20 protein-coding genes are annotated in these 22,754 nt (G+C 67.2%); 13 read left to right on the top strand and 7 right to left on the bottom strand.

Annotation, left to right across the window (positions count from 1 at the left end):
• Positions 1 to 84: 84 nt before the first annotated feature.
• The 3 genes from HV742_RS19565 to HV742_RS19555 all read left to right on the top strand — a co-directional run bounded on the left by HV742_RS19565 (position 85) and on the right by HV742_RS19555 (position 3,800).
• A complete protein-coding gene (locus tag HV742_RS19565) occupies positions 85 to 1,608 on the top strand; it encodes a helicase HerA-like C-terminal domain-containing protein (RefSeq protein ID WP_175146183.1) in 1,524 nt (507 codons plus the stop codon).
• 146 nt (positions 1,609 to 1,754) lie between these two features.
• A complete protein-coding gene (locus HV742_RS19560) occupies positions 1,755 to 2,822 on the top strand; it encodes a tartrate dehydrogenase (protein WP_175146182.1) in 1,068 nt (355 codons plus the stop codon).
• Between the two features lie 21 nt (positions 2,823 to 2,843).
• Positions 2,844 to 3,800, top strand: coding sequence for a WaaZ-like lipopolysaccharide core biosynthesis protein (locus HV742_RS19555; protein WP_175146181.1), 957 nt, complete (start codon positions 2,844 to 2,846; stop codon positions 3,798 to 3,800).
• A 58-nt stretch (positions 3,801 to 3,858) separates the two neighbouring features.
• Here HV742_RS19555 and HV742_RS19550 read toward each other — a convergent pair whose 3' ends face one another.
• The 5 genes from HV742_RS19550 to HV742_RS19530 form a co-directional block, all read right to left on the bottom strand.
• A complete protein-coding gene (locus HV742_RS19550) occupies positions 3,859 to 5,478 on the bottom strand; it encodes a DHA2 family efflux MFS transporter permease subunit (RefSeq protein ID WP_054417822.1) in 1,620 nt (539 codons plus the stop codon).
• Positions 5,479 to 5,490: 12 nt separating this feature from the next.
• Complete coding sequence (locus HV742_RS19545; RefSeq protein ID WP_054417821.1) at positions 5,491 to 6,750, bottom strand: HlyD family secretion protein; 1,260 nt, start codon at positions 6,748 to 6,750, stop codon at positions 5,491 to 5,493.
• 20 nt (positions 6,751 to 6,770) lie between these two features.
• Entirely contained in the window at positions 6,771 to 8,198 is a 1,428-nt protein-coding gene (locus HV742_RS19540) for an efflux transporter outer membrane subunit (protein WP_175146180.1), read from the bottom strand.
• A 105-nt stretch (positions 8,199 to 8,303) separates the two neighbouring features.
• Complete coding sequence (locus tag HV742_RS19535; RefSeq protein ID WP_372364129.1) at positions 8,304 to 8,738, bottom strand: MarR family winged helix-turn-helix transcriptional regulator; 435 nt, start codon at positions 8,736 to 8,738, stop codon at positions 8,304 to 8,306.
• Between the two features lie 97 nt (positions 8,739 to 8,835).
• A complete protein-coding gene (locus tag HV742_RS19530; RefSeq protein ID WP_049075273.1) occupies positions 8,836 to 9,726 on the bottom strand; it encodes a DMT family transporter in 891 nt (296 codons plus the stop codon).
• 107 nt (positions 9,727 to 9,833) lie between these two features.
• On the opposite strand from HV742_RS19530, the gene HV742_RS19525 reads away from it, so the two are divergent.
• From HV742_RS19525 to HV742_RS19480, 10 genes are all read left to right on the top strand, one after another.
• A complete protein-coding gene (locus tag HV742_RS19525; RefSeq protein WP_049075271.1) occupies positions 9,834 to 10,814 on the top strand; it encodes a DMT family transporter in 981 nt (326 codons plus the stop codon).
• Positions 10,815 to 10,864: 50 nt separating this feature from the next.
• Positions 10,865 to 11,854 (top strand): quinone oxidoreductase family protein, encoded by a 990-nt coding sequence (locus HV742_RS19520; protein WP_175146179.1) that lies wholly within the window; start codon positions 10,865 to 10,867, stop codon positions 11,852 to 11,854.
• A 160-nt stretch (positions 11,855 to 12,014) separates the two neighbouring features.
• Entirely contained in the window at positions 12,015 to 13,523 is a 1,509-nt protein-coding gene (gene styD, locus HV742_RS19515; protein ID WP_175146178.1) for a phenylacetaldehyde dehydrogenase StyD, read from the top strand.
• A 67-nt stretch (positions 13,524 to 13,590) separates the two neighbouring features.
• Positions 13,591 to 14,472, top strand: coding sequence for a transporter (locus tag HV742_RS19510; protein WP_175146177.1), 882 nt, complete (start codon positions 13,591 to 13,593; stop codon positions 14,470 to 14,472).
• Between the two features lie 31 nt (positions 14,473 to 14,503).
• A complete protein-coding gene (locus tag HV742_RS19505) occupies positions 14,504 to 15,694 on the top strand; it encodes an amine dehydrogenase large subunit (RefSeq protein WP_063582835.1) in 1,191 nt (396 codons plus the stop codon).
• Positions 15,691 to 16,248 carry a MauE/DoxX family redox-associated membrane protein gene (locus HV742_RS19500; protein WP_175146176.1) on the top strand — a complete coding sequence of 186 codons (558 nt, stop codon included), beginning with the start codon at positions 15,691 to 15,693 and terminating at the stop codon, positions 16,246 to 16,248. Before HV742_RS19505 ends, HV742_RS19500 begins: the two co-directional genes overlap by 4 nt.
• Before the next feature lie 20 nt (positions 16,249 to 16,268).
• A complete protein-coding gene (mauD, locus tag HV742_RS19495; protein WP_175146175.1) occupies positions 16,269 to 16,907 on the top strand; it encodes a methylamine dehydrogenase accessory protein MauD in 639 nt (212 codons plus the stop codon).
• The gene (locus HV742_RS19490) at positions 16,891 to 17,406 is read left to right on the top strand and encodes a methylamine dehydrogenase light chain (protein ID WP_049075261.1); all 516 of its coding nucleotides are present in this window, start codon (positions 16,891 to 16,893) and stop codon (positions 17,404 to 17,406) included. Before mauD ends, HV742_RS19490 begins: the two co-directional genes overlap by 17 nt.
• A complete protein-coding gene (locus tag HV742_RS19485) occupies positions 17,403 to 17,993 on the top strand; it encodes a c-type cytochrome (RefSeq protein ID WP_367647953.1) in 591 nt (196 codons plus the stop codon). The genes HV742_RS19490 and HV742_RS19485 overlap by 4 nt, the downstream gene beginning before the upstream one ends.
• Positions 17,994 to 18,134: 141 nt before the next feature.
• Positions 18,135 to 19,109 (top strand): AraC-like ligand-binding domain-containing protein, encoded by a 975-nt coding sequence (locus HV742_RS19480; RefSeq protein ID WP_049075259.1) that lies wholly within the window; start codon positions 18,135 to 18,137, stop codon positions 19,107 to 19,109.
• Positions 19,110 to 19,145: 36 nt separating this feature from the next.
• Here the strand turns inward: HV742_RS19480 and HV742_RS19475 are convergent, their stop codons facing one another.
• Positions 19,146 to 19,820 carry an epoxyqueuosine reductase QueH gene (locus HV742_RS19475; protein WP_049075257.1) on the bottom strand — a complete coding sequence of 225 codons (675 nt, stop codon included), beginning with the start codon at positions 19,818 to 19,820 and terminating at the stop codon, positions 19,146 to 19,148.
• 102 nt (positions 19,821 to 19,922) lie between these two features.
• Positions 19,923 to 22,691 (bottom strand): bifunctional [glutamate--ammonia ligase]-adenylyl-L-tyrosine phosphorylase/[glutamate--ammonia-ligase] adenylyltransferase, encoded by a 2,769-nt coding sequence (glnE, locus tag HV742_RS19470; protein WP_175146174.1) that lies wholly within the window; start codon positions 22,689 to 22,691, stop codon positions 19,923 to 19,925.
• Positions 22,692 to 22,754: the final 63 nt, after the last annotated feature.

The following is a 22,754-nucleotide window of genomic DNA, read 5'->3' as shown; positions in this document are numbered from 1 at the left end:
CTGTGTCCATATTGCCACGCGCACAACCGCCATCGCAGGCTCTACACTTGGGCATCTGAGTCATTCCGGTCCGGAGAGCAGTCCATGCCCAATCCCATCGTCATCGCCAAGAACGCGCAGACCGAATTGGCCCTCTTGCCCGCCCTGGCCAACCGCCACGGCTGCATCACTGGCGCCACCGGTACCGGCAAGACCGTCACCCTGCAGGTGCTGGCCGAATCCTTCTCCCGCATCGGCACGCCGGTCTTCATGGCCGACGTCAAGGGCGATCTGACCGGCATTTCGCAGGCCGGGACGGCCAGTCCCAAGCTGCAGGAGCGGCTCAAGAACCTGGGCCTGGATGAGCCGGCCTGGGGCGCCAGCCCGGTCGCGCTGTGGGACGTGTTCGGCGAGCAGGGCACGCCGGTGCGAGCCACCATCACTGACATGGGACCGCTGCTGCTGGCGCGCATCCTGGAGCTGAACGATACCCAGGAAGGGGTGCTGACCCTGGTTTTCAAGGTGGCCGACGACGAGGGCCAGTTGCTGCTGGATCTGAAAGACCTGCGCGCGATGCTGCAGAACGTCGCCGACCGCGCCGCCGAGCTCAAGACCCGCTATGGCAACGTGTCCGCCGCCAGCGTCGGCGCGATCCAGCGCGGCCTGCTGGCGCTGGAGTCGCAGGGCGCCGAGAAATTCTTCGGCGAGCCGATGCTGGACGTCGCCGACCTGATGCGCACCGACGCCCAGGGACGTGGCATCGTCAACGTGCTGGCCGCCGACAAACTGATGCAGGCGCCCCGGCTGTACGCGATCTTCCTGCTGTGGCTGCTGGCCGACCTGTACGAGAAGCTGCCCGAGGTGGGGGATCCGGACCAGCCCAAGCTGGTGTTCTTCTTCGACGAGGCGCATCTGCTGTTCAACGACGCGCCGCCGGCGCTGCTGAACAAGATCGAGCAGGTGGTGCGCCTGGTGCGTTCCAAGGGCGTGGGCGTGTATTTCGTCACGCAGAATCCGCTGGATATTCCGGACACGGTGCTGGGGCAACTGGGCAACCGGGTGCAGCACGCGCTGCGGGCCTTCACGCCGCGCGACCAGAAGGCCGTCAAGACCGCGGCCCAGACCATGCGGCCCAATCCGGGGCTGGACATCGAAGCCGCCATCACCGAACTGGGCGTGGGCGAGGCGCTGGTGTCGCTGCTGGACGCCAAGGGGCGACCGATGCCGACCGAACGCGCCTGGATCGTGCCGCCAGCGAGCCGTATCGGCCCGGCCACCGACGCGGAGCGCCAGGCCTTGCGCCAGGGCAGCCCCATGTCGGCCAAATATGACAAGGCCATCGACCGCGAATCTGCCTACGAGGTGTTGGCCGGACGCGCCGCGGCGCCGGCCGATCAGGCCCCCGGAAGGGCCGCGCCGACGCCGACGGTGGGGGGCGCGCCGGCCGGGGCGCAGGGCGGGGGGCTCATGGACAGCCTGAATGACGTGCTGTTCGGCTCGACCGGGCCGCGCGGCGGCAAGCGCGACGGCGTGGTGCAGACCTTCGCCAAAAGCACGGCCCGGTCGATCGCGACGCAACTGGCGCGCGGTATTCTCGGATCGCTGCTGGGATCCAAGACGCGTCGCTGAATTCTGTGTTCCATTAACGGAACAAATTTGTGCTCGGTTTGTTGTAACGCAGGGTAGTACGTTGTTTGTAACTTGGGGTATTGCGTTGCCGTCATTTATGCCTATGATTCTGGGCGATGCAATCCAGGATACAAAGGAAGCGGACGGTGGTAAAAAAGCACAAAATTGCGGTGATCCCAGGGGACGGAATTGGCAAGGAAGTCGTTCCAGAGGGCCTGAAAGTACTCGACGCCGTGGCGTCACGCTTCGGCATTGAGTTCCAGTGGGACCACTTCGACTGGAGCTGCGATTACTACGCCCAGCACGGCAAGATGATGCCGGACGATTGGCAACGGCAGATCGGCCAGCATGAAGCGATTTTCTTCGGCGCCATCGGTTGGCCAGCCACGGTGCCCGACCACGAGGCGCTATGGGGCTCCCTGTTCAAGTTTCGCCGTGAATTCGATCAATACATCAATCTGCGTCCGGTGCGTCTGATGCCGGGGGTGCCGTCGCCGCTGGCCGGCCGCCAGCCCGGCGAGATCGATTTCTTCATCGTGCGCGAAAACACCGAGGGAGAATATTCCAACAGTGGCGGCGTCCTGTTTGGCGGCACCGAGCGCGAAGTCGTCATTCAGGAAAGCGTATTTACCCGCATCGGTGCCGAGCGCGTGTTGAAATTCGCCTTCGAATTGGCCCGCAAGCGCGGCAAGCACCTGACGGCTGCGACCAAGTCCAACGGTATTTCGATTTCGATGCCCTGGTGGGATCAGCGCGTGGCGGATATGGCCGGGAACTATCCGGATGTTCGTTGGGACAAATATCACATCGATATCCTCTGCGCGCACTTCGTGCAACACCCTGACTGGTTCGACGTGGTTGTAGCTTCCAATCTTTTCGGCGATATTCTCTCCGACCTTGGCCCCGCCTGCACCGGAACCATTGGTATCGCGCCGTCTGCCAATCTGAATCCCGAGCGAAGATTCCCCTCGCTGTTCGAGCCCGTGCACGGTTCTGCACCCGATATTTACGGCCAGGGCATCGCCAACCCGATCGGCCAGATCTGGAGCGGCGCGCTGATGCTGGACTTTCTCGGGTATCCGGATGCCTCGGGGACCGTGGTCCGCGCCATTGAGTCGGTGCTGGCTGACGGCCCACGTACGCGCGACATGAAGGGCTCCGCATCAACAGCCGAGGTGGGCGACGCTATCGCGTCGCTTATCGAGTCGGTGTAGCGCTGTATGAGGACCGATACTATGGTCGAACCCATTGCCGCCCCCACTGTTCGGGTGGGCGGCAGTCGTGCGGACCGCTTCGTTCGGAAGCTTTTCCGGATGATGCGGTCGCGCACGCAGCGCCACAATCAGCATCTGTGGCCCTTCGTGCGTATCTGGCGCAATCCGGCCGGAGTGATCTGTGGTTTCCGGGCGCTAGGTCGTTCTATTCCGATTACGCCGTTGGAGCAGGGATACGACCCCAGCGACGACGAGATGCATCTGATTCTGAGCGGCCCCTCGATTGCCGAGATTCCTTATGACCGCCTGAATATCCGGGCCGCCATGGGAGTAAATGGTTCGATCACACTGAAGCGCAAGTTCGATCTGCAGTTCAAGTATTACTGCATTATCGATCAGAACTTCGTGCGGGACCGCATTGATCTGGTGCGCGAGATCGTCGCTTGTGACCTAACGCTGTATGTGCTGCCGGATGTGCTGCGCTACATCATGCAGGGGATTGCGCAGGAATACATTCGTTGCCGCATTTGTATCATCGAATTCATTTCAGAGCGCGCCTACCAGCGCAGCGCAGCGCCCGCAGTGCTCAAGCGCATCGTGGCGGCGTCGCCAGACCTGCGGTTATTGGATGCCAAGCAGGGCCTGGGATACAGCTTCGACGCGTCACTTGGGGTGTTCGACGCCGATACGGTGGCCTATGTGGCGCTGCAGGTGATGATTTCCGGTGGGGCGCGCAAGGTTTACGTGCACGGGCTGGACCTGACGCTGCAGCATGGCATGCGGTTCTATGACGAGGGTGACACGCCTCAGACCAGCCGGCTGGCGCGCAATTTCGCCCACCTTATCGAACCCTCGTTTCGTTTCGCCGCGCAGCAGTGGCGTGCGCGCGGTGTGTCGGTGATCAATCTGTCGTCGGTAAGCGCGCTGCCGCCGGAGGTGATCGAGCGGCAGGACTGGCGCGCGTTGCTGAAAAATTGAATTAGGGCTCGGCAGATTCTGCCGGGCCCTATTCTTTGGCCCCTCTGTCGTGAGAGGTTTAGTGGGCGCCCGCGGCTGCTTCCGCGGCGCCGCCACCGCCGCCCGCCTTGGCCGAGCGCGGCCGCGCGAACCAGACCAGCCCGGTCAGCAGCAGGAAGATGACCGCCGAGGCGTAGAACACATCCACCGCCGACATGGTGAATGCCTGGGCGTTGATCAGCCTGTCGACCGTGCTCAGCGCCTGCTGGTGCGACATGCCGACGCCGTTTTGCAGTGCGCTCAAGGTCTGGTCGAAGGCCTGCTGGCCCGGCTTGGCGACCTCGGTCAGCTGGGCATGGTGCAGGGTGGCGCGGTTTTCCCACAGCGTGGTCGCGATCGAGGTGCCGAAGGCGCCGGCGGTCAACCGCAGGAAGTTCGACAGGCCCGAAGCGGCCGGTATGCGCCAGGGCTCGATGCTGGACAGGGTGATCGAGGTCAGCGGCACGAAGAACGCCGCCATGGCCGCGCCCTGGATGATCGTCGGGATCATCAACGTGCGCACGTCGGTCTGGGTGTTGAAGCCCGAACGCATGAAGCACACCAGCGCGAAGATCAGGAACGCCACCGTCACGATCTGGCGCGGATCACGGGTGGCCAGCATCTTGCCCACCATCGGCGTGAGCAGGATGGCCAGCAGGCCCACCGGCGCGGTCACCAGGCCGGCATAGGTGGCCGTGTAGCCCATGTAGCTTTGCAGCCACAAGGGCAGCAGCACCACATTGCCGAAGAACACGCCGTAGGCCACCGCCAGCGTCAGCGCGCCGACCGTGAAGTTGCGGATCTTGAACAGGCGCAGGTCGACCACCGGATGCGCGTCGGTCAGTTCCCAGATCAGGAAGAAGACGAAGGCGACGAAGGCGATGGCCGCCAGGGCGATGATGGTGGGGCTGGCGAACCAGTCCAGTTCCTTGCCCTTGTCGAGCATGATCTGCAGCGAGCCGACCCACACCACCAGCAGCACCAGGCCGAGTTTGTCGATCGGCAGCTTGCGGGTCAGCGATTCGCGGTTGCCGTAGATGCGCCAGCTGATCCACGCCGCCAGCAGGCCCACCGGCACGTTGATGTAGAAGATCCAGGGCCAGGTGTAGTTGTCGGAGATCCAGCCGCCCAGCAGGGGGCCGGCCACGGGCGCCACCAGTGTCGTCATGGACCAGACCGCCAGCGCCATGCCCGCCTTGGACTTGGGGAAGCTGGCCAGCATCAGGGTCTGCGACAGCGGGATCATGGGCCCGGCCACCGCGCCTTGCAGCACGCGGAATGCGATCAGGGCTTCCAGCGACGGCGAGAAACCGCACAGCCACGAGGCCAGCACGAACAGCAGGGTGGAGATCAGGAAAAGCCGCACCTGGCCGAACCGCTGCGTCAGCCAGCCGGTCAACGGCACGGTGATGGCATTGGCCACGGCGAACGAGGTGATGACCCAGGTGCCCTGGCTGGAGCTGACACCCAGGTCGCCGGAAATCGTGGGAATGGACACGTTCGCGATCGAGGTGTCCAGCACATTCATGAACACCGCCGTGGACAGCGCGATCGACCCGATGATGCGGGTAGCGCCCTCCAGCGGCGGATAGGTTCCCGGCGGAAGTACGGTGGGTTCGGCGGGGGCGCCGCCGGCCGCGGGCTGCGCGGTGGTGCTCATGGGAACGCTCCCTTACTTGGCGCCGCGCGCCAAGCCCTCTTTGGTCGCGGGCGATGCGGCCGCCTGCGGGGTGAATTCGTCGGAGGCGAGGTTGGCCTGGATGATCTTCTCGATCGTGGCGTCGATCTCGTCATGGGCGGGTTCGAAGGCGCGCGTCGACCAGGCCGGTTCCTTGCGGGCGGCCGCGGTCAGCGCTTCGCCGTCCTGCTTGCCGACGTCGACTTCCACGTCCATCGACAGGCCCACGCGCAGCGGGTGCGTCTTCAGGTCCTCGGGATCGAGCTTGATGCGCACGGGCACGCGCTGCACCACCTTGATCCAGTTGCCGGTGGCGTTCTGGGCCGGCAGCAGGGCGAAGGCGGCGCCGGTGCCGGCATCCAGGCCCTCGACGGTGCCGTGGTAGGTGATCGAGCTGCCGTACAGGTCGGCGGTCATCTTGACCGGTTGGCCGACGCGCATCTTGCGCAGCTGGCCTTCCTTGAAGTTGGCTTCGACCCAGACCTGGTCCAGCGGCACCACGGTCATGAGCGCGGCGCCAGGCGCCACCCGCTGGCCAACCTGGACGCTGCGGCGGGCGATGACGCCGCCGACGGGCGCCGGCAGCACCGTGCGCGATTGCGCCAGCCAGGCGTTGCGCAGACCGGCCACGGCCTGGCGCACGTCAGGGTGGTCGGCCACCGTGGTGCCTTGGGTCAGGGCCTGGTTGGTCGCCAGCTTGGCGCGCGAGGCGGCCAGCGCCGCGCGCGCCTGCGCCAGGCCGGACTGCGCGGTCTTGAGCGCCGCTTCGGCGTGCAGGATTTCCTCGCCGCTGACGCCGCCCGACTTGGCCAGTTGCTGGCGCCGGCTGACGTCGCTCTGGGCGCGCGTCAGTTCGGCCTGGGCGCGTTGGATGTCGGCCTGGCGCAGGTCGACGTCCGCCGCCAGCGCGTCGTTCTGGACATAGTAGGTGCGGACCTGGCGCACGGTCTGCGCCAGCTTGGCCTCGGCCTGCTGCAGGGCGACCTGCGTGTCGGCGGGATCGATGCGCACCAGCGGCTGGCCGGCGGTGACGGTCTCGGTGTCGTCGGCCTCGATGGCCACCACGGTGCCGGGCACCTGCGGGGTGATCTGCACCAGGTTGCCGTGCACGTAGGCGTCATCGGTGCTTTCGAAGTGGGCGCCGAACAGGACCCACCAGATGCCGTAGGCGATCGCGATGAGGATGAAAACGCCGGTGGCGATCAGCAGCAGGCGTTTGCGGGCGGGATTGGTCGTGGGAGTGGCTGCGTTCATGACGTCTGAATCCGGAGCGTTCAATGAGTGGGGTTCGTGGCGGGCGCGGGCTGCTGCGCGGGGGCGGGGAGGTAGCCGCCGCCCAGTGCGTTGGCCAGGTTGGCGTCCAGCTGGTAGGCGCGGATGCGCAGATCGGTGTCGAGCCGGGCCTGGGTCAGCACGCCGGTTTGCGCGACCAGCACGGTCAGGTAGTTGCCCATGCCGGCCTTGTAGCGGTTGACGGCCAGCTCGTAGGCGGCCTCGATGGCTTCGCGCGCCTGGCGCTGCTGCGCCCGTTCCTGCTCCAGCAGGCGCAGCCCGTCGAGCGCGTCGGCGACCTGATGCACGGCGTCCAGCACGGTCTGGTTGTAGTCGGACACGGCCAGGTCGGCGTCGGCGCGGCGGCTGGCCAGGTTGGCGTTCAGCTCGCCGCCGTGGAAGATCGGCAGGGTGACGGCGGGGCCGATGCCGGCGGTGCGGGCGGCGGCGCTGAGCAGGTTGCCCGTGCCGATCGCCTGGAAGCCGGCGAAGGCGACGAGGTTGATGTTGGGATAGAACTCGGCGCGGGCGCTGTCGATCTGGTGGCGGGCGGCCTCGGCGCGCCAGCGCGCCGCGACCACGTCGGGGCGGTGGCCCAGTAATTCCAGCGGCACGCTGGCCGGCACGCCGCCGCCGGGGGCGGTCAGTGTGGTCGCCACCAGCGACTGGCCGCGCTGCGGACCGGCGCCGGCCAGCGCCGCGACCTGGTTGCGAAGCTGCGCCAACGTGGTTTCGGTCTGGGTCAGTTCGACCTGGCCGGCGGCCAGTGAGGATTCGGCCTGCTTCACCTCCACCTGGGTGTCCAGGCCGGCCGAATAGCGGCCGCGGGTCAGAGACAGGACTTCCTCGCGCTGGGCCAGCACGCGCTTGAGGACCTCGCGCTGGGCGAACGCGTCCTGCAGGTTGAGGTAGGCGCGCACGGTGGCGCTGGCCAATACGTTGCGCGCGGCCTGGGCGTCGGCTTCGGCGGCGGCCTGTTGCGACACCGCAGCCTTCAGGTGCGAGCGGTTCTTGCCCCAGAAGTCGAGTTCATAGCTGAAGTCCAGCGCCAGGCGGTTGTCGCTGACCACCGATCCGCCCAACGGGGCCGGGTAGATGTAGTCGCTGGACAGGTGCTCGCGGTTCAGCGTGTAGTTGGCGTCCACGCGCGGCATCAGCGGCGCGCGGGCCGTGCTGACGGCGGCATTGGCCTTGGCCAGGCGCGCCTGCGCGGCGGTCATGGACGGGCTGTTGGCCAGCGCTTCGTCCATCAGCGTGTCGAGCTGGCTGTCGCCGTAGCGTTGCCACCATTTCGTCTCGGGCCAGGTCACGGCCTGGCTCGTCAATCCCAGCTTGGCTTCATTCAGGGCGGCCACCGGCTCGGGGCCGGGTTCCATCAGGGCGCAACCGCTCAAGGCCAGCACTAATGCGGTAGAAAGAAGGCGTTTCATCCTGACAATCTGCTGAAAGTAATTGATTAATCTGTATTTGCCTAGGCAAATATTACGTCAAATAAAGCCCCTTTTGCAGGGGCGGGTCGGCTTGGGTGGACGTCGTCAGCGCTCGGGCGCGGAGGCGGAACCGTTGGCGATCATGCGGCGCAAAAAGTGCATCAACTGCGTCACTTCGTCGGTGGAGAAACCACGCAGGTGGTGGTTCAGCACGTGGGCGATATTGGGCGGAATTTCGCGCGCCTTGGCCTCGCCGAGCTCCGTCAGCTCGATCTTCACGACGCGCCGGTCCTGCTGGCTGCGCGCCCGCCGCAGCAGGCCCTTGGCCTCGAGCCGGTCGAGCGTGCGGGTCATGGCGCCGGTGTCGACGCCATTGAGCCGGGCCAGTTCGGCGGGCGTGTCGGCCCGGCCCAGGGAGACCATGGCGATGGGGCGCCATTGCATGGCGGTGAGATCGAGCGGCGCCATTTCCTGGTCCAGCATCCGGTTCAGGGAATTGGCGACGAGCTTGATCAGGTAGCCGGCGTTCTCTTCCATCATGCAGCGGGTGTCCCCGCGATAATGAATCGGATTTTCGGAAGAATCAGGGCGTGACGAGGCATTCATGGCCCAGATTTTACTGCCTAGTCAGTAATTGTCAAGGCTGCTTTTGAGGGACGCTTTCCGAAGCCGATGACGGCGCCTTGCGCAACCCGGACCAGACGATCGCGGCCACGATCAGCGCCGCGCCCGCCATCATCCGCACTGTGGGCTGCTGGCTGAACAGGAGCCAGGCGAAGGCGATGGCGTAGACCGGTTCCAGCGCGATCACCAGGCCGGCGCTACGGGCGTTCAGGCGGGTCAGGCTGGAGACGAACAGGAAGTGCGACAGGCCGGTGCAGAACACGCCCAGCAGCGCCAGCCAGAACCAGTCCGTGGCGGGCAGGGCGGGCAGTTGGCCGACGGCGAACGGCAACATCACCAGCGCCACCACCAGGTTCTGCCAGCAGGCCACCTGCATCGGGTCCATGCCCGAGGCCGAGCGGCGGTTGCTCAGGGCCAGCAGGGCGAAGGTCAGGCCCGACAACAGGCCCCAGGCCAGGCCGATGGTGCCCTGGTCGGCCAGGTCGAACGACGGCGTGACCAGCACCAGTCCGGCCGTGACCAGGCCCAGCAGCAGCCATTCGGCCAGCCGTACCCGTTCGCGGAAGATCAGGCCTTCGAACAACGTGATGAACGCCGGGAAGCTGGCGAAGCCCAGGGTGGCGATGGCGATGCCTCCCACCTTGACCGAGATGAAGAAGGTGACCCAGTGGGCCGCCAGCAGCGCGCCCGCGATCACCAGCACGAACAGCTGGGCCGGCGTCAGGGCGCCGAGCAGGGGGCGGCGCCGCATGCGGGCGAACAGGCCCAGCGAGATGACGGCGAAGACCGCCCGGCCCAGCGTGATGACCGCCGCGCTGGCCTGGATCAGTTCACCGAAGACGCCGGTCAGGCCGAACAGGACGGCGGCGATATGGATATAGGCGAGGGCGCGGTGTCGGGTCATTCGCTGTGGGACGGCAAGGGCGGCGGCATGGCCGGGGGCGGGACAAGTGGCTAAAAAAGCGCGGCGCGCACGTGCAAATCGCGTTGCGCTGAATCTAAAATCATCGCATGAATCGTATTGCCAAGCTTTTGCCGGTCTCCCGTCCCTCCAGCCGCGCGGCCGGGTTCATCATGGCCGCGCTTGGCGCCATCCTGTTTTCGGCCAAGGCCATCGTCGTCAAGTTCACCTACCGCTACGGCATCGACGCGGTCACCCTCATCGCTTTCCGCATGTTGTTCGCCATGCCGTTTTTCGCGGCCGTGGCCTGGCACCAGTCGCGCCTGGCGGCGCGCGGCGAGATCGTCGTCATGACCTGGAAGGAACGGGTCCAGGTCTGCCTGCTGGGGCTGCTGGGCTACTACCTGTCCAGCTTCCTGGATTTCCTCGGGCTGCGCTATATCACCGCCAGCCTGGAACGACTGATCCTGTTCCTGTCGCCGTCGCTGGTGGTGCTGATTTCCGCGTTCTGGTTCAAGCGTCCGGTCGAGCGCCGCCAATGGCTCGCAATGACGTTGTCGTATGCCGGCGTCGTGCTGGTTTTTGCCCATGATTTGAGCTTCGGCGGCTCCGCCGAGGTGTTGTTAGGGTCTTTGTTCGTTTTCGGTTCGGCGCTCAGCTATTCTGTGTACCTGATTTGCTCCGGGGAACTGATCAAGCGCATCGGGCCGACCCGGCTGGTGGCGTACGCCATGCTGGTGTCGTGCGTGGCCTGCATCGTGCAGTTCTTCGTGATCCATCCCGCCTCCGTGCTGGTGCAGCCGCCAGGCGTGTACGGCTATTCGATCATCCACGCCACGCTGAACACCGTGGTGCCCGTCTTCATGCTGATGTGGGCGGTGGCGCTGATCGGCGCGCCGACCGCGTCGCTGCTGGGCATGCTGGGGCCGGTGTCGGTGTTGTTCCTGGCGTCGTGGTTCCTGCACGAGCCCGTCACGGTGTGGCAGATGGCCGGGACCGCGCTGGTACTGGCCGGGGTGTTCGTATTGATGGGGGGCGGCGCCGCCAAGGCGCCGCCCGCCGCGCCGGGCGGCAGCGCGCCCGCGCGGTGACATCCGGTTTTCTCGCTTGAATCGCAACATTTCAATGAAAGGAGGCCAGCATGGCCAGCAATCTCGTCAAGGCAATCCGTATCGAGCAGCATGGCGGTCCCGAAGTCCTGAAACTGGTCGAGGTCGAAGTGCCGTCGCCGGCCGCCAATGAGGTCACCATCGACCAGCACGCGGCCGGGCTGAACTTCATCGATATCTATTTCCGCACGGGCTTGTATCCCCATCCGCTGCCCCACGGCCTGGGCTTCGAGGGCGCGGGCGTGGTCAGCGCCGTGGGCGCCGACGTCAAGCACCTGAAGAAGGGCGACCGCGTGGCCTACGGCCAAAGCCCGATCGGCGCCTACGCCAAGGCCCGCAACGTGCCGGCCAACCAGGTCGTCAAGCTGCCCAAGGGCATCGGCTTCGACGAGGCGGCCGCCGTGATGCTCAAGGGCCTGACGGTGCAATACCTGTTCCGCCAGACCTACCGCCTGCAGGGCACCGAGACCATCCTGTTCCACGCGGCCGCGGGCGGCGTGGGCCTGATCGCCTGCCAATGGGCGCGCGCGCTGGGCGTGAAGCTGATCGGCACCGTCTCCAGCCCTGAAAAGGCCGAACTGGCCCGCGCCAACGGCGCCTGGGAAACCATCGACTATTCGCGCGAGAACGTCGCCGAGCGCGTGCTGGCGCTGACTGGCGGCAAGAAGGTGCCCGTGGTGTACGACGGCGTCGGCAAGGACACCTGGGAAACCTCGCTGGACTGCATCGAGCCGCGCGGCCTGATGGTCAGCTTCGGCAATGCCTCCGGTCCGGTGGCGGGCGTCAATCTGGGCATCCTGAACCAGAAGGGCAGCCTGTACGTGACGCGGCCGTCGCTGGGTGTGCACGTCAACACGCTGGAAAAACTGCAGGCCGCCTCGGACGAGCTGTTCGATCTGGTCCTGAAGAAAAAGATCAAGGTCCGCATCGACCAGCGCTACAACCTGGAGCAGGCCGGCGAAGCCCAGACCGCGCTGGCCTCGCGCAAGACCACCGGCGCCACCGTGCTGATGCTGGATTGATCCGGCGCGTCGTGGACGCCACCGGCAAGGCGGGACGCGGCGAGCGTCCCGCTTTTTTTTGGCCCGTGCGCACCGGGACAAATCGCCATGCACGCGCGGACAAGCCAGCGCGCCGGGCCGTTGCTATGCTGGCCCGACCCTATCCGTTGGAGCCTTCCGCATGTCGTCCGTCCGCCCCACCGCCAGCGCTTCCGCCTCCGACCGCCCGGAATTGGCCGCCATCCGGCAGTACATGATCGTCGACGGCGAGCCGCTGCGCCAGGGGCAGGGTGATCCTATTGACGTGCACGACCCGGCCACCGGCGAGGTCATCGCCACGCAGCTGGATGCGGGGCCCGCGCAGATCGACCTGGCAGTGCAGGCCGCGCGCCGCGCGTTCGCCAGCGGGCCATGGCGCGACATGCTGCCGGCCGGGCGCGAGCGCCTGCTGCTGAACCTGGCGGACCTGGTGGAACGCCACGGCGAGGAACTGGCGCGGCTCGAGACCCTGAACAACGGCAAGCTGCTGGGCGTGTCCCAGGGACTGGAGGTCGGCTCGGGCGCGCAATGGCTGCGCTACATGGCGGGCTGGGCGACCAAGCTGAGCGGCGACACGCTGTCGCTGTCGATTCCGTTCCCGCCCGGTGTCCAGTACAGCGCCTACACCCTGCCGCAGCCGGTGGGGGTGGTGGCGGCGATCATTCCGTGGAATTTCCCGCTGCTGATGGCGATCTGGAAGATCGCCCCGGCGCTGGCCGCCGGGTGCACGGTGGTGCTCAAGCCCGCCGAGGAAACGCCGCTGACCGCCCTGCGCCTGGCCGAACTGGTGCTGGAGGCGGGATTTCCCCCTGGCGTGGTCAACGTGGTGACAGGGCGTGGCGAGACCGCCGGCGCGGCACTGGTGGCGCATCCGGGCGTGGACAAGATCGCCTTCACCGGCTCGACCGAGGTCGGCAAGCTCATCGGCCGCGCCGCCATGGACGACATGAAGCGCGTGTCGCTGGAGCTGGGCGGCAAGTCGCCCGTGATTGTGCTGGATGACTGCGACCCCGATGTGGCCGCGCACGGGGCGGCCGCCGCCATCTTCTTCAACCAGGGGCAGGTCTGCACCGCCGGTTCACGGCTGTATGTGCAAAAGGGCCTGTACGCCAAGGTGGTGGAGCGGCTGGCCGACCTGGCCGCCGGCATGAAGCTGGGTTCCGGTTTTGCCGCGGATACGCAGGTGGGGCCGCTGGTGTCGGCGCGTCACCGGCAGCGCGTGATGGACTACATCGGCATCGGCCGCGCCGAGGGCGGCAAGGTGCTGGCGGGCGGCGCCGCGGGCGAGGGCGCCGGCTATTTCGTGCGGCCGACGGTGTTCGCCGACGTGGCGCCCGACGCCCGCATTGCCCGCGAGGAGATCTTCGGGCCCGTGGTGGTGGCCCAGTCCTTCGACACCCTGGACGACGCCGTGCGGCTGGCCAACGACAGCGTCTTCGGCCTGGGCGCCAGCCTCTGGAGCAACGACCTGACGCGGGTCCAGCGCCTGATCCCGCGCATCGACGCGGGCACGCTCTGGATCAACACCCACAACATGCTGGACCCGAACATGCCGTTCGGGGGTTTCAAGCAGTCCGGCATCGGCCGTGAGCACGGCCGCGCCGTACTGGACATGTACCTGGAGAAGAAGTCCGTTTGTATCGCTTACTAGACTGACGGCCGCGCCAGACAAGCCGGGAAATACCGGCGCGCGCGGCCGCGCAACCAAGGGGAAGTGCATGGCAGGCAAGACCAATTGCCGGGCTGGGGCGCGCACAGCATTGCTGCTGGCGGGCCTGGCCATGGCGCAGGTAACATGGGCCGGGGACCCCAGCGCGCGCGACTGGATACCCGCGCCGGTGGGCACGAACATCATCGCCGGCTACCTGGCCGGGCTGCGCTCGTCGGGGCTGTATTCGGCCGGCAAGCGCATCGACGGCGCCTCGGTGGACGTGGACGCGCTGATCTATCGCCAGATGCATTACCGGGAGCTGTTCGGCAAGACCGTGCAGCTGGAGTTCATTGTGCCGATGTCGCGCACCACGATGGAACTGCCGGGCGCCCCGCGCGACCGCCAGACCGGCATCGGCGACGTGACGCTGGGGTCGGCCATCTGGCTCTACAACAACGAGCAGACCAAGACGTGGTTCGCCTGGGAGCCGTTCGTGGTGGTGCCGGTGGGCCGCTACGACGGTTCGCGCCCCGACACATCACCGGGCAAGAACCGCTGGTCCACCATCCAGGACTTCTCGTTCGTCAAGGGCGTGGGCGAGTCTACCTTTCTCGAGGCCATTGGCGAAGTGGAGATCTACGGCCGCAACAGCGACTGGATGAGCCAGACGCTCAAGAAGGACCCGTCCTTTCGCTTCTTCGCGCTGGCCTCCACCAACATCACGGACAACACCTACACCGGCATCCGCTACCGCTACGAGACCGGCGGCCGCGAGCGCGCGGCGGGCGAGACGGTGACCAGCCGCGCCCGCAACCACCAGCTGGCGCTGGAACTGACGCACCAGATCAACGACGCCAACCAGATCCAGATGCAGTACATCCACGACCTGAAGGTCGAGAACGGTCCGCGCATGCGGGGCGTGCAGATGCGCTACGTCTATGCCTTCTAGGAGCAACGCACATGACAGCAGGAGAGATCGAATGATTGCGCTTTGTGCCAACGGGAGGGCCGCCCGGGCCGGCAAATGGGCGCTGTGCGCGGCCCTGGCCGCGGCCGCCGGGCTTGCCCGCGCCGACCTGCCGGTCGAGGAGCTCAAGGGCGGCACCCGCCTGCCCCCCGCCACCCCGCACCGGCTGTACGTGATGGACGCGGTGTTCAACCACCTGGTCGACAGCCGCGTCAACATCTACGACGGCGACACCCTGAAATTCCTGGGGCTGGTGCCCTCGTCGTTCAACGGCCACATGACGGTGTCGGCGGACGGCAAGGACATCTACATCATGACCACCTATTACGAGCGCCTGAACCGCGGCAAACGCACCGACGTGGTCGAGGCCTGGGACGCCGAGACGTTGACGCCGAAATACGAGGTGCCGATTCCCGAGAAGCGTGCCCAGGCGCTGAATTACCGCAACTACCTGCAGCAGAGCTCGGATGGCGGCCTGCTATTCGTGCAGAACGCCACGCCGGCCTCGTCGGTGACGGTGGTCGATCTGAAGACGCGCAAGTTCGCCGACGAAGTGACCGCATCGGCGGGCTGCTGGAGCATCATCGTGCCGCCGTCGCGGCCGCGCAGCTTCGCCAGCATCTGCGGCGACGGCTCGTTCGTCACGGTCGACCTGGACGCCGCCGGCAAGCCCTCGGGCCAGCAGCGCAGCAAGCCCATGTTCGAGGTCGAGAAGGACCCGATCTTCACCCATACCGACCGGTTGGGCGACACCTTCTACTTCGTTTCGTACAACGGCAACGTCTACAGCGCCGATTTCAGCGGTGCCGAGGCGCGCTTCGGCGAGCGCTGGTCGCTGCTGGACGCCTCCGGCAAGGATCGCGGCTGGCGGCCCGGCGGCTACAACCTGCTGGCGGTGAATCGCGCCAGCAAGCGGCTGTACGTAGGCATGCATCCGAACGGCGCCGAGGGGTCGCACAAGACGCCGGCCGCCGAAATCTGGGTCTATGACCTGGCCACGCACAAGCGGCTGGCGCGCATTCCCGGCAAGAACGCGCTGTCGATGTCGGTATCGCAGGACGACAAGCCGCGCCTGTTCACCATCGACGGCGGCAACGTCAACATCTACGACGCGGCGCCGGCCGCGCCGGTGTTCAAGGGCGCGATCCAGGGCGCCGGCGAGACGGCGCTGCAGGTCGAGCCACAGCCGGGAGGCGCGCAATGACCGACCCCGTTCTGCTCTATGCCGCCAGCGCGGCGCTGGCCTGCGTGCTGCTGCTCGGCGCGCTGGAAAAGCTCAAGGACATGGCGGCGTTCAGCGCCGCCGTGCACGCCTACGACATTCTGCCCGCGGGGTTGGCCAGCCTTTTCTCGTGGGGCTATGTGCTGGCCGAGGCGCTGGCGGGCGCCTTGCTGCTGGCGCCGGGCCTGCGTGCGGCGGGGGCCGCGCTGGCATTGCTGGTGCTGGCCCTGGCCACGGCTGGCGTGGCCCTGAACCTGGCGCGCGGCCGCCGCGACATCGATTGCGGCTGCGGCGGTCCCGCTTTCCGGGGCGCCGCGGCGCGCGGCGCCGGGCTGTCCTGGTGGATGGTGCTGCGCAATGCCCTGCTGGCGTCGTGGACGCTGCCGGTGTTCGCCGCCGCGCAGGGCGCGTCACGCAGCCTCCAATGGACCGACGCCGCCTCGGTCTTCGGCCTGGCGATGAGCGCCGTGGCCCTGTATTTCACCGCCAACCACCTGCTGGCTTCGCACCTGAAGCTGCGGCAACTGCACATCTAGGAACAACGGAGCGACACGATATGGAAGCCTTGATCATTTCCAATTTTCTGCTGTGGGCGGTGGTGTTGTGTCTGCTGCTGGTCATCCTGGCGCTGTCGCGTCAGATCGGCGTGCTGTACGAGCGCGTCGCGCCGATGGGGGCGCTGACCATGGACAAGGGGCCGGCGGTGGGCGAAGCCGCACCGCGCTTCGAACTGGCCGACCTGCTGGGCCGGCACCTGACGATCGGCGAGCGCGGCCAGCACAGCCAACTGCTGTTCTTCCTGTCGCCGACCTGCCCGGTGTGCAAGAAGCTTTTACCGATCCTCAAGTCGGTGGCCGGCACGGAAAGCGCGTGGTTGCGCATCGTCCTGGCCAGCGACGGCGAGATGCCGGAGCATCTGGCGTTCTACCGCCAGGCCGGGCTGGAGCGCTTTCCCTACCTGCTGTCGACCGAGCTGGGCATGAAGTTCCAGATCAGCAAGCTGCCGTACGCGGTGTTGATCGACGAGTCCGGCGTGATCCGCGCCAAGGGCCTGATCAATTCGCGCGAACAGTTGGAAAGCCTGTTCACGGCCAAGGAGCTGGGCGTGGCCTCGGTGCAGGAATTCCTGGCCGGCGGCGCGCTGGAAGAGACCCGCATTTCACGCAAGGAGAACGGCAATGCGCTGGTTGGATAAGCTTGGAGAGCGCGCCACGCGCTCCGTCGCCCACGCCACGTCGCGTCGCAGCGTGCTCAACCGCATCGGTCGCGTGCTGGTCGGCACCGCCTTTCTGGTGCCGGTGCTGCCGGTGGCGCGCTCGGCGCCCGCCGCGGCCAAGAAGCCGCAGACCGACGAGACCGCCTGCGACTACTGGCGTTATTGCGCGGTGGATGGCTTCCTGTGCTCGTGCTGCGGCGGCAGCATGACCTCGTGCCCGCCCGGCACCTCGCCGTCGGCGGTGTCGTGGGTGGGGACCTGCCACAACCCGCTGGACGGCAAGGACTACCTCATCAGCTATAACGACTGCTGCGGCAAGACGGCCTGCGGCAAGTGCATGTGCGCCTCGGCCGAACGCGAGCGGCCGGGCTACCAGATGTTCCTGCACAACGACGTCAACTGGTGCATGTCGAATGAGTCGTCCATTTTCCACTGCACCACCTCCGTGATCGTGGGGTTGGCCAAGAAGAAGCCATGATGGACACGCCGGAACGGGGCGGCGGGCGAGGGCGGTGGCGCGGGGCCGCTGCCGGGCTGGCCTGCGCGGCGATCGGGGCGGCGGTCGTGGGGGCGGCAGCGCTCGCCGACGAAGCGGTGCCTGCGGCCGCGCAGGCCGCCGCGGGGCCGCAGGCAGCGGCGAATGGCGTGCCCGGCGCCGACACGCTGTGGCAGGCCGCGCGCGCGGACTACGTATTGCAATGCGCCGGCTGCCACCGGGTCGACGGCCGCGGCAGCACGCCGCACGGCATTCCCGATTTCCGCAATTCGGTGGGCGCCTTCACGCACCTGCCGGCCGGACGCGAATACCTGGTCCGGGTCCCGGGCGCGGCCTACTCGCAGTTGAGCAATGCCGAGTTGGCCAATGTGTTGAACTGGCTGTTGCGCACGTTCAGCCCGGCGCAGTTGCCGACGGGCTTCCAGCCGTATACCGAAAGCGAGGTGGCCGCCGCCCGGCCGCACCGCTACGACGATGTGGTGCCGGTGCGCCACGGCCTGGCGCGCGAGCTGGCGGCGCTGGGATTGGCCTTGTCCGACTATTCGTATGGCAGCGCCCGCGCCCCCTGAGGCCGGGCGTCGCCTGGGGCCATGAACGGGCGATGGGGGACCTCGCATCGCCGCGTAGGGGTTGTCACCGATACTCCGCGCCCGGGGCTCGGTGATAGAAAGAAGATCGCCACCTGTTCCATGCCGCGCGCCGGAGTCGCCATGTCACCCCCCCTCGTACGCAGCGCGCCCCAGCAGTTCCTGGATTGCGCCAGCTGGAAGGAAAACATCAGCAACACGTTCGTGCCGCTGGAAGTGTCGGCGGCCGATCCCAGTCACTTTCGCAGCAGCGTGGCGGTCGATGCGCTGGGTTGGATGCAGATCTGCGAAATGCGCACCGGCGCGCAGCGCGTGCGGCGCACCAAGACGCTGGCCGAACGCGCCGAGGCGTCCGGCTACAAGGTGACCTTGCAACTGGACGGCCGCAGCGAAATCCGCCAGGCCGCGCGCACCGCCCTGCTGATGCCGGGTGAGTGGGGCATCTACGACACCACCCGTCCTTATGAGGTCGATGTCGACGACAACGCGCATTTCCTGGTGATGCAGGTGCCGGGCAAGCAGTCCGAGGCCTGGTTGCCCGCCATGCGCAACGCGGTGGCGCGCAGCTTCAGCGCCCGCCACGGCTGCGGCCGCATGGCCATGGACCTGTTGCGGGTGGCCTTGAGCGAACACGCGCATCTGTCAGACAGCGCGGCGCGCGACGCCGCCAATGCGGTGATGCAGATGATGGGGCTGGACATCAGCGAGCGGGCCGGCGGGGGCGGACCGCAGGATCCCGCCGAACTGCGGCAGGCGCAGTTGCGCCGCGTGCAGCAGTACCTGATCGAGAACCTGCATGATCCCGAGCTGTCGCCGGCGACGGCGGCCGTGGCGTTGCGCGTGTCGCGGCGCTATCTGTACAACCTGTTCGCGCAGGCGGCCACCACACCGGCCGATTTCATCCTGGGCGCGCGCCTGGAACGCTGCCGCGACATGCTGGCCGATACCGCGCAGACCGCGCGGCAGATCGGCGAGATCGCCTTCCGTCATGGATTCTCGGACGCGGCGCGCTTCAGTCACGCGTTCCGCAACCGCTATGGGGTGTCGCCATCGGAATACCGGCGCCAGGGACGCCAGCCGGACGATGAGTCGGCCTGAGGGCCGGGCCACGCGCGGTACAGGCCCGCGCGGGCCTTAAAGCTCTTCCGCGTTGATCAGGTCTTCCTTGCCGTAGAACTTCACGCCGATGTGGATGCGCTCGCGGCCCTGCGCGCGGCGGTGGCGGTTGGTGTCGCGCAGCGAGTAGACGCAGCCGCAGTATTCCTGCTGGTAGAAGTTCTCGCGCTTGCTGATCTCGATCATGCGCGACGAACCACCGCCCTTGCGCCAGTTGTAGGTCCAGTAGATCAGGTCGTCGTAGCGCGCGGCGGCGCGCTCGCCGCAGCCGTTGATCTGGTTCATGTCTTTCCAGCGCGAGATGCCGAGCGAACTGGTGATGGTGTCGAAGCCGTGTTCGTGGGCGTACAGCGCGGTGCGTTCGAAGCGCATGTCGAAGCACGCGGTGCAACGCTCGCCGCGTTCGGGGGCGTTTTCCATGCCCTTGACGCGCTCGAACCAGTTGTCCATGTCGTAGTCGGCGTCGATGAACTCGATGCCGTGCTGCTCGGCGAAGCGGATGTTCTCCTGCTTGCGGATTTCGTACTCTTTGACCGGATGGATGTTCGGGTTGTAGAAGTAGATCGCGTAGTCGATCCCGGAAGCCGTCATGGCTTCCATGACCTCGCCGGAACAGGGCGCGCAGCACGAGTGCATCAGCACCTTGCGGCGGCCGGCGGGCAGGTCGAGTTTGGGGCGCACGAATTCGGACATGGTGAAAAACCGGCGGTAAGGCGGAAAACTCCTTATTTTACGCTGAGTTGCCGCCCTGGCCAGTACGCCCGCCGGGAGGCGCCGGCAAGCGTCCCCCGTTGTTCAGCCCAACACCGCGTTCCACAGTTCCCGCACGGCGGCGCGCTCGGCCTGCAACTGGTCCGGCGCCACACGCGCCTTTTCCACGCCCTGCATGCGCATCTGGTGCTGCACGCGCCGCAGCGTGCGGTAGGCGTCGCCGGCGCGGGTGGCCAATGACGGGTCGATCAGCCCGGCCTCGCCGGCCAGCCGCAGCAGGGTGATATTGCCCAGGTTGCGCACCAGCTGAGGGTGGGTGCCGGCATGGCTGAGCACCAGGTACTGCGTCACGAATTCGACGTCGACCATGCCGCCGGCGTCGTGCTTCAGATCGAACTTGTCGGTGCTGTTCGGGTGTCCGGCGTTGATCTTGTCGCGCATCGCCAGCACTTCCTCGCGCAGCTTGGCGGTATCGCGCGGCATCACCAGGATGGCTTCGCGGATCTGCTCGAAACGCTGGCCGACCTCGCTGTCGCCCGAGGCGTAGCGGGCGCGGGTCAGGGCCTGGTGCTCCCAGGCCCAGGCGTGTTTCTGCTGGTATTGCTCGAAGGCCTCGACCGACACCGCCAGCAGGCCGGCGTCGCCATCGGGACGCAGGCGCAGGTCGACTTCGTACAGGCGTCCCGACGAGGTCATGGTGGACAGCCACGAGGTCATGCGGCGGCCCAGCTTGGCGTAGACCTCGGCGGCGTCCTCGCGCGCATCGTCATACAGGAACACCAGGTCCAGGTCCGAGGCGTAGCCCAGTTCCTTGCCGCCCAGCTTGCCATAGGCGATGACGGCGAAGCGCGGCGTGGCGCCGGCGACCTTGTTCACCAGCGGCCAGGTGCGGCGGATGGTTTCCGTCAGCAGCAGGTCGGCCAGCGCCGACAGTTGGTCGGCGAGCTTTTCAACGGTCAGCTCGCCTTCCAGGTCCTGCGCCAGCAACTGGAAGCTGGCCTGGCGCTGCACGTCGCGCATCAGGTTCATCTGGCGCTCGATGTCGGGATCGCCATCGGGCAGGCGGCAGGCGTCGAGGTCGGCGGACAGCTGGCGCGCGATCTGGGCGAAATCCAGCGGCTCGAACAGGGTGCGCCAGTCGATCAGGCTGTCCAGCAGCAGCGGGTGCTGCGTCAGGTACTGGGCCGCCCAGGGACTGGCGGCGACCATGCGCGCGACCCGCGCCAGGGTGTCCGGGTATTCGGCCAGCAGGGCCAGGTAGGCGCTGCGCTGGGCGATCTTCTCGATCAGGTCGAACAGGCGCACCGCCGCGTCCAGCGGCGCACTGGTCTGGCGGGCCGCGCGCAGCGCGGCGGGCAGCAGCGTTTCCATGCGGCGCCGACTGCTTTCCGGCAGGCTGCGCACGCGATGGCTGCCCAGCAGCGTTTCGGTGCGGCGCAGCAGGTCATCGGCCTGTTCGCCGAAGGCCTGGCGGATCTGTTCGGCCAATTCGCATTGTTCGTCGACTTCGGCGTCGGCGGACGCGTCGCCGCCGGCATCGGCCGTGTCTTCCTTGTCCATGCCCACCATGCGGAACACGTTGCGGAAGGTGCGGGAGACGAACTGGCGATGGGCGGCCAGCGTGCTTTCGAAGTCCTGCGCGCTCATGCCCAGGGCCGCGGCCAGCCCCGCCCGCAGCGCGGGGTCGCCCGGCAGCAGGTGGGTCTGTTCGTCTTCGCGGTACTGCAGCGCGTGTTCGGTGCGGCGCAGGAAGCGGTAGGCCGCCTCCAGTTGCCTGGCATCGTCTTCGGACACCAGGCCGGCGACCTGTTCGGCGTGCAGCGCTTCCAGCAGGCCGCGCTTCTGCAGCGCCGGCATGCGGCCGCCGCGGATCAGTTGCGCCAACTGCACCACGAATTCGATTTCGCGGATGCCGCCATCGCCCAGCTTGATGTTGTTGGCGCTGTCGATGCCGTTGCGGGCGGTGGCGCGGCGTTGCCAATCCTGGCGGATGCGCTCGCGCAGGGCGCGCAGCGCGGCCAGCGCGTCGAAGTCGAAATACTTGCGGTAGACGAAGGGCACGCGCAGGCTTTCCAGCTGGCGCGCCTGGGCGTCGCTGTCGCTGCCCTCGAATGCCCGCGCCGGCATCAGGCGCGCCTTGAGCCAGGCGTAGCGTTCCCATTCGCGGCCCTGGCCGATCAGGTAGTGCTCCAGCGCGTCCAGGCTCCAGGCCAGCGGGCCGGCGTCGCCATCGGGGCGCAGGCGCAAGTCTGTGCGGAAGACCTGGCCGTTGGCGTCGACCTCGGACAGCACCGGCATCATGCGGCGGGTCAGGCGGCCGTAGAACTCGTGGTGGCTGATGCGGCGCGGGCCGTCGGTGTCGCCTTCCTCGCCATACAGCATGATCAGGTCGATGTCGGACGAGACATTCAGCTCGCCCCCGCCCAGCTTGCCCATGCCGACGATCAGCATTTCCTGCGGCAGGCCGGTGGCCGGGTCGCGCGGCACGCCATGCACGGCGGCCAACTCCGCGGCCACGCTGCGATAGGCGGCGGCGACCGCGGCGTCCGCCAGCGCCGTCATCGCGCCCACCACTTCCTCGAGCGGCGCCAGGCCGGCCAGGTCGCGCACGATCAGGGTGCTGAAGACGCGCTCGCGCAATTTGCGCAGCACCTGGCGGCACAGCTCCACCGGCAGGATGTCCGGCGCGCCGGCGCCGGCCAGCTCCGCCTGCCACTGCGCCAGCCGCTCACGTGTGACCGGTTGTTGCTCGGCATCTGCCAGCCAGGCGGCCAGATCCGGGTGGGCATCGAGTCGGCGGCGCAGGTGGCCGGACCAGGCAAGGGCGGGGGCGAACAGGGGGGGCGTGGACATGGTGATCGGACGGAGACGAATGGGCGCGTTTCAGGTATAAGTGGGGACGATACCGCAAGACTA

The organism is Achromobacter ruhlandii (assembly GCF_902859695.1).
GTDB classification, from domain to species: Bacteria; Pseudomonadota; Gammaproteobacteria; order Burkholderiales; family Burkholderiaceae_B; genus Achromobacter; species Achromobacter ruhlandii.
The sequence above is the reverse complement of the archived record's forward strand: the minus strand, read 5'-3'. Positions and strand labels throughout refer to the sequence as shown.

What these genes read in the sequence shown, in the direction of transcription:
- HV742_RS19565 (WP_175146183.1), top strand. Translation starts at nt 85, where the DNA reads ATGCCCAATCCCATCGTCATCGCCAAGAACGCGCAGACCGAATTGGCC.
- HV742_RS19555 (WP_175146181.1), top strand. Translation starts at nt 2,844, where the DNA reads ATGGTCGAACCCATTGCCGCCCCCACTGTTCGGGTGGGCGGCAGTCGT.
- HV742_RS19550 (WP_054417822.1), bottom strand. Translation starts at nt 5,478, where the DNA reads ATGAGCACCACCGCGCAGCCCGCGGCCGGCGGCGCCCCCGCCGAACCC.
- HV742_RS19545 (WP_054417821.1), bottom strand. Translation starts at nt 6,750, where the DNA reads ATGAACGCAGCCACTCCCACGACCAATCCCGCCCGCAAACGCCTGCTG.
- HV742_RS19540 (WP_175146180.1), bottom strand. Translation starts at nt 8,198, where the DNA reads ATGAAACGCCTTCTTTCTACCGCATTAGTGCTGGCCTTGAGCGGTTGC.
- HV742_RS19535 (WP_372364129.1), bottom strand. Translation starts at nt 8,738, where the DNA reads ATGATGGAAGAGAACGCCGGCTACCTGATCAAGCTCGTCGCCAATTCC.
- HV742_RS19530 (WP_049075273.1), bottom strand. Translation starts at nt 9,726, where the DNA reads ATGACCCGACACCGCGCCCTCGCCTATATCCATATCGCCGCCGTCCTG.
- HV742_RS19525 (WP_049075271.1), top strand. Translation starts at nt 9,834, where the DNA reads ATGAATCGTATTGCCAAGCTTTTGCCGGTCTCCCGTCCCTCCAGCCGC.
- HV742_RS19520 (WP_175146179.1), top strand. Translation starts at nt 10,865, where the DNA reads ATGGCCAGCAATCTCGTCAAGGCAATCCGTATCGAGCAGCATGGCGGT.
- styD (WP_175146178.1), top strand. Translation starts at nt 12,015, where the DNA reads ATGTCGTCCGTCCGCCCCACCGCCAGCGCTTCCGCCTCCGACCGCCCG.
- HV742_RS19510 (WP_175146177.1), top strand. Translation starts at nt 13,591, where the DNA reads ATGGCAGGCAAGACCAATTGCCGGGCTGGGGCGCGCACAGCATTGCTG.
- HV742_RS19505 (WP_063582835.1), top strand. Translation starts at nt 14,504, where the DNA reads ATGATTGCGCTTTGTGCCAACGGGAGGGCCGCCCGGGCCGGCAAATGG.
- HV742_RS19500 (WP_175146176.1), top strand. Translation starts at nt 15,691, where the DNA reads ATGACCGACCCCGTTCTGCTCTATGCCGCCAGCGCGGCGCTGGCCTGC.
- mauD (WP_175146175.1), top strand. Translation starts at nt 16,269, where the DNA reads ATGGAAGCCTTGATCATTTCCAATTTTCTGCTGTGGGCGGTGGTGTTG.
- HV742_RS19490 (WP_049075261.1), top strand. Translation starts at nt 16,891, where the DNA reads ATGCGCTGGTTGGATAAGCTTGGAGAGCGCGCCACGCGCTCCGTCGCC.
- HV742_RS19485 (WP_367647953.1), top strand. Translation starts at nt 17,403, where the DNA reads ATGATGGACACGCCGGAACGGGGCGGCGGGCGAGGGCGGTGGCGCGGG.
- HV742_RS19480 (WP_049075259.1), top strand. Translation starts at nt 18,135, where the DNA reads ATGTCACCCCCCCTCGTACGCAGCGCGCCCCAGCAGTTCCTGGATTGC.
- HV742_RS19475 (WP_049075257.1), bottom strand. Translation starts at nt 19,820, where the DNA reads ATGTCCGAATTCGTGCGCCCCAAACTCGACCTGCCCGCCGGCCGCCGC.
- glnE (WP_175146174.1), bottom strand. Translation starts at nt 22,691, where the DNA reads ATGTCCACGCCCCCCCTGTTCGCCCCCGCCCTTGCCTGGTCCGGCCAC.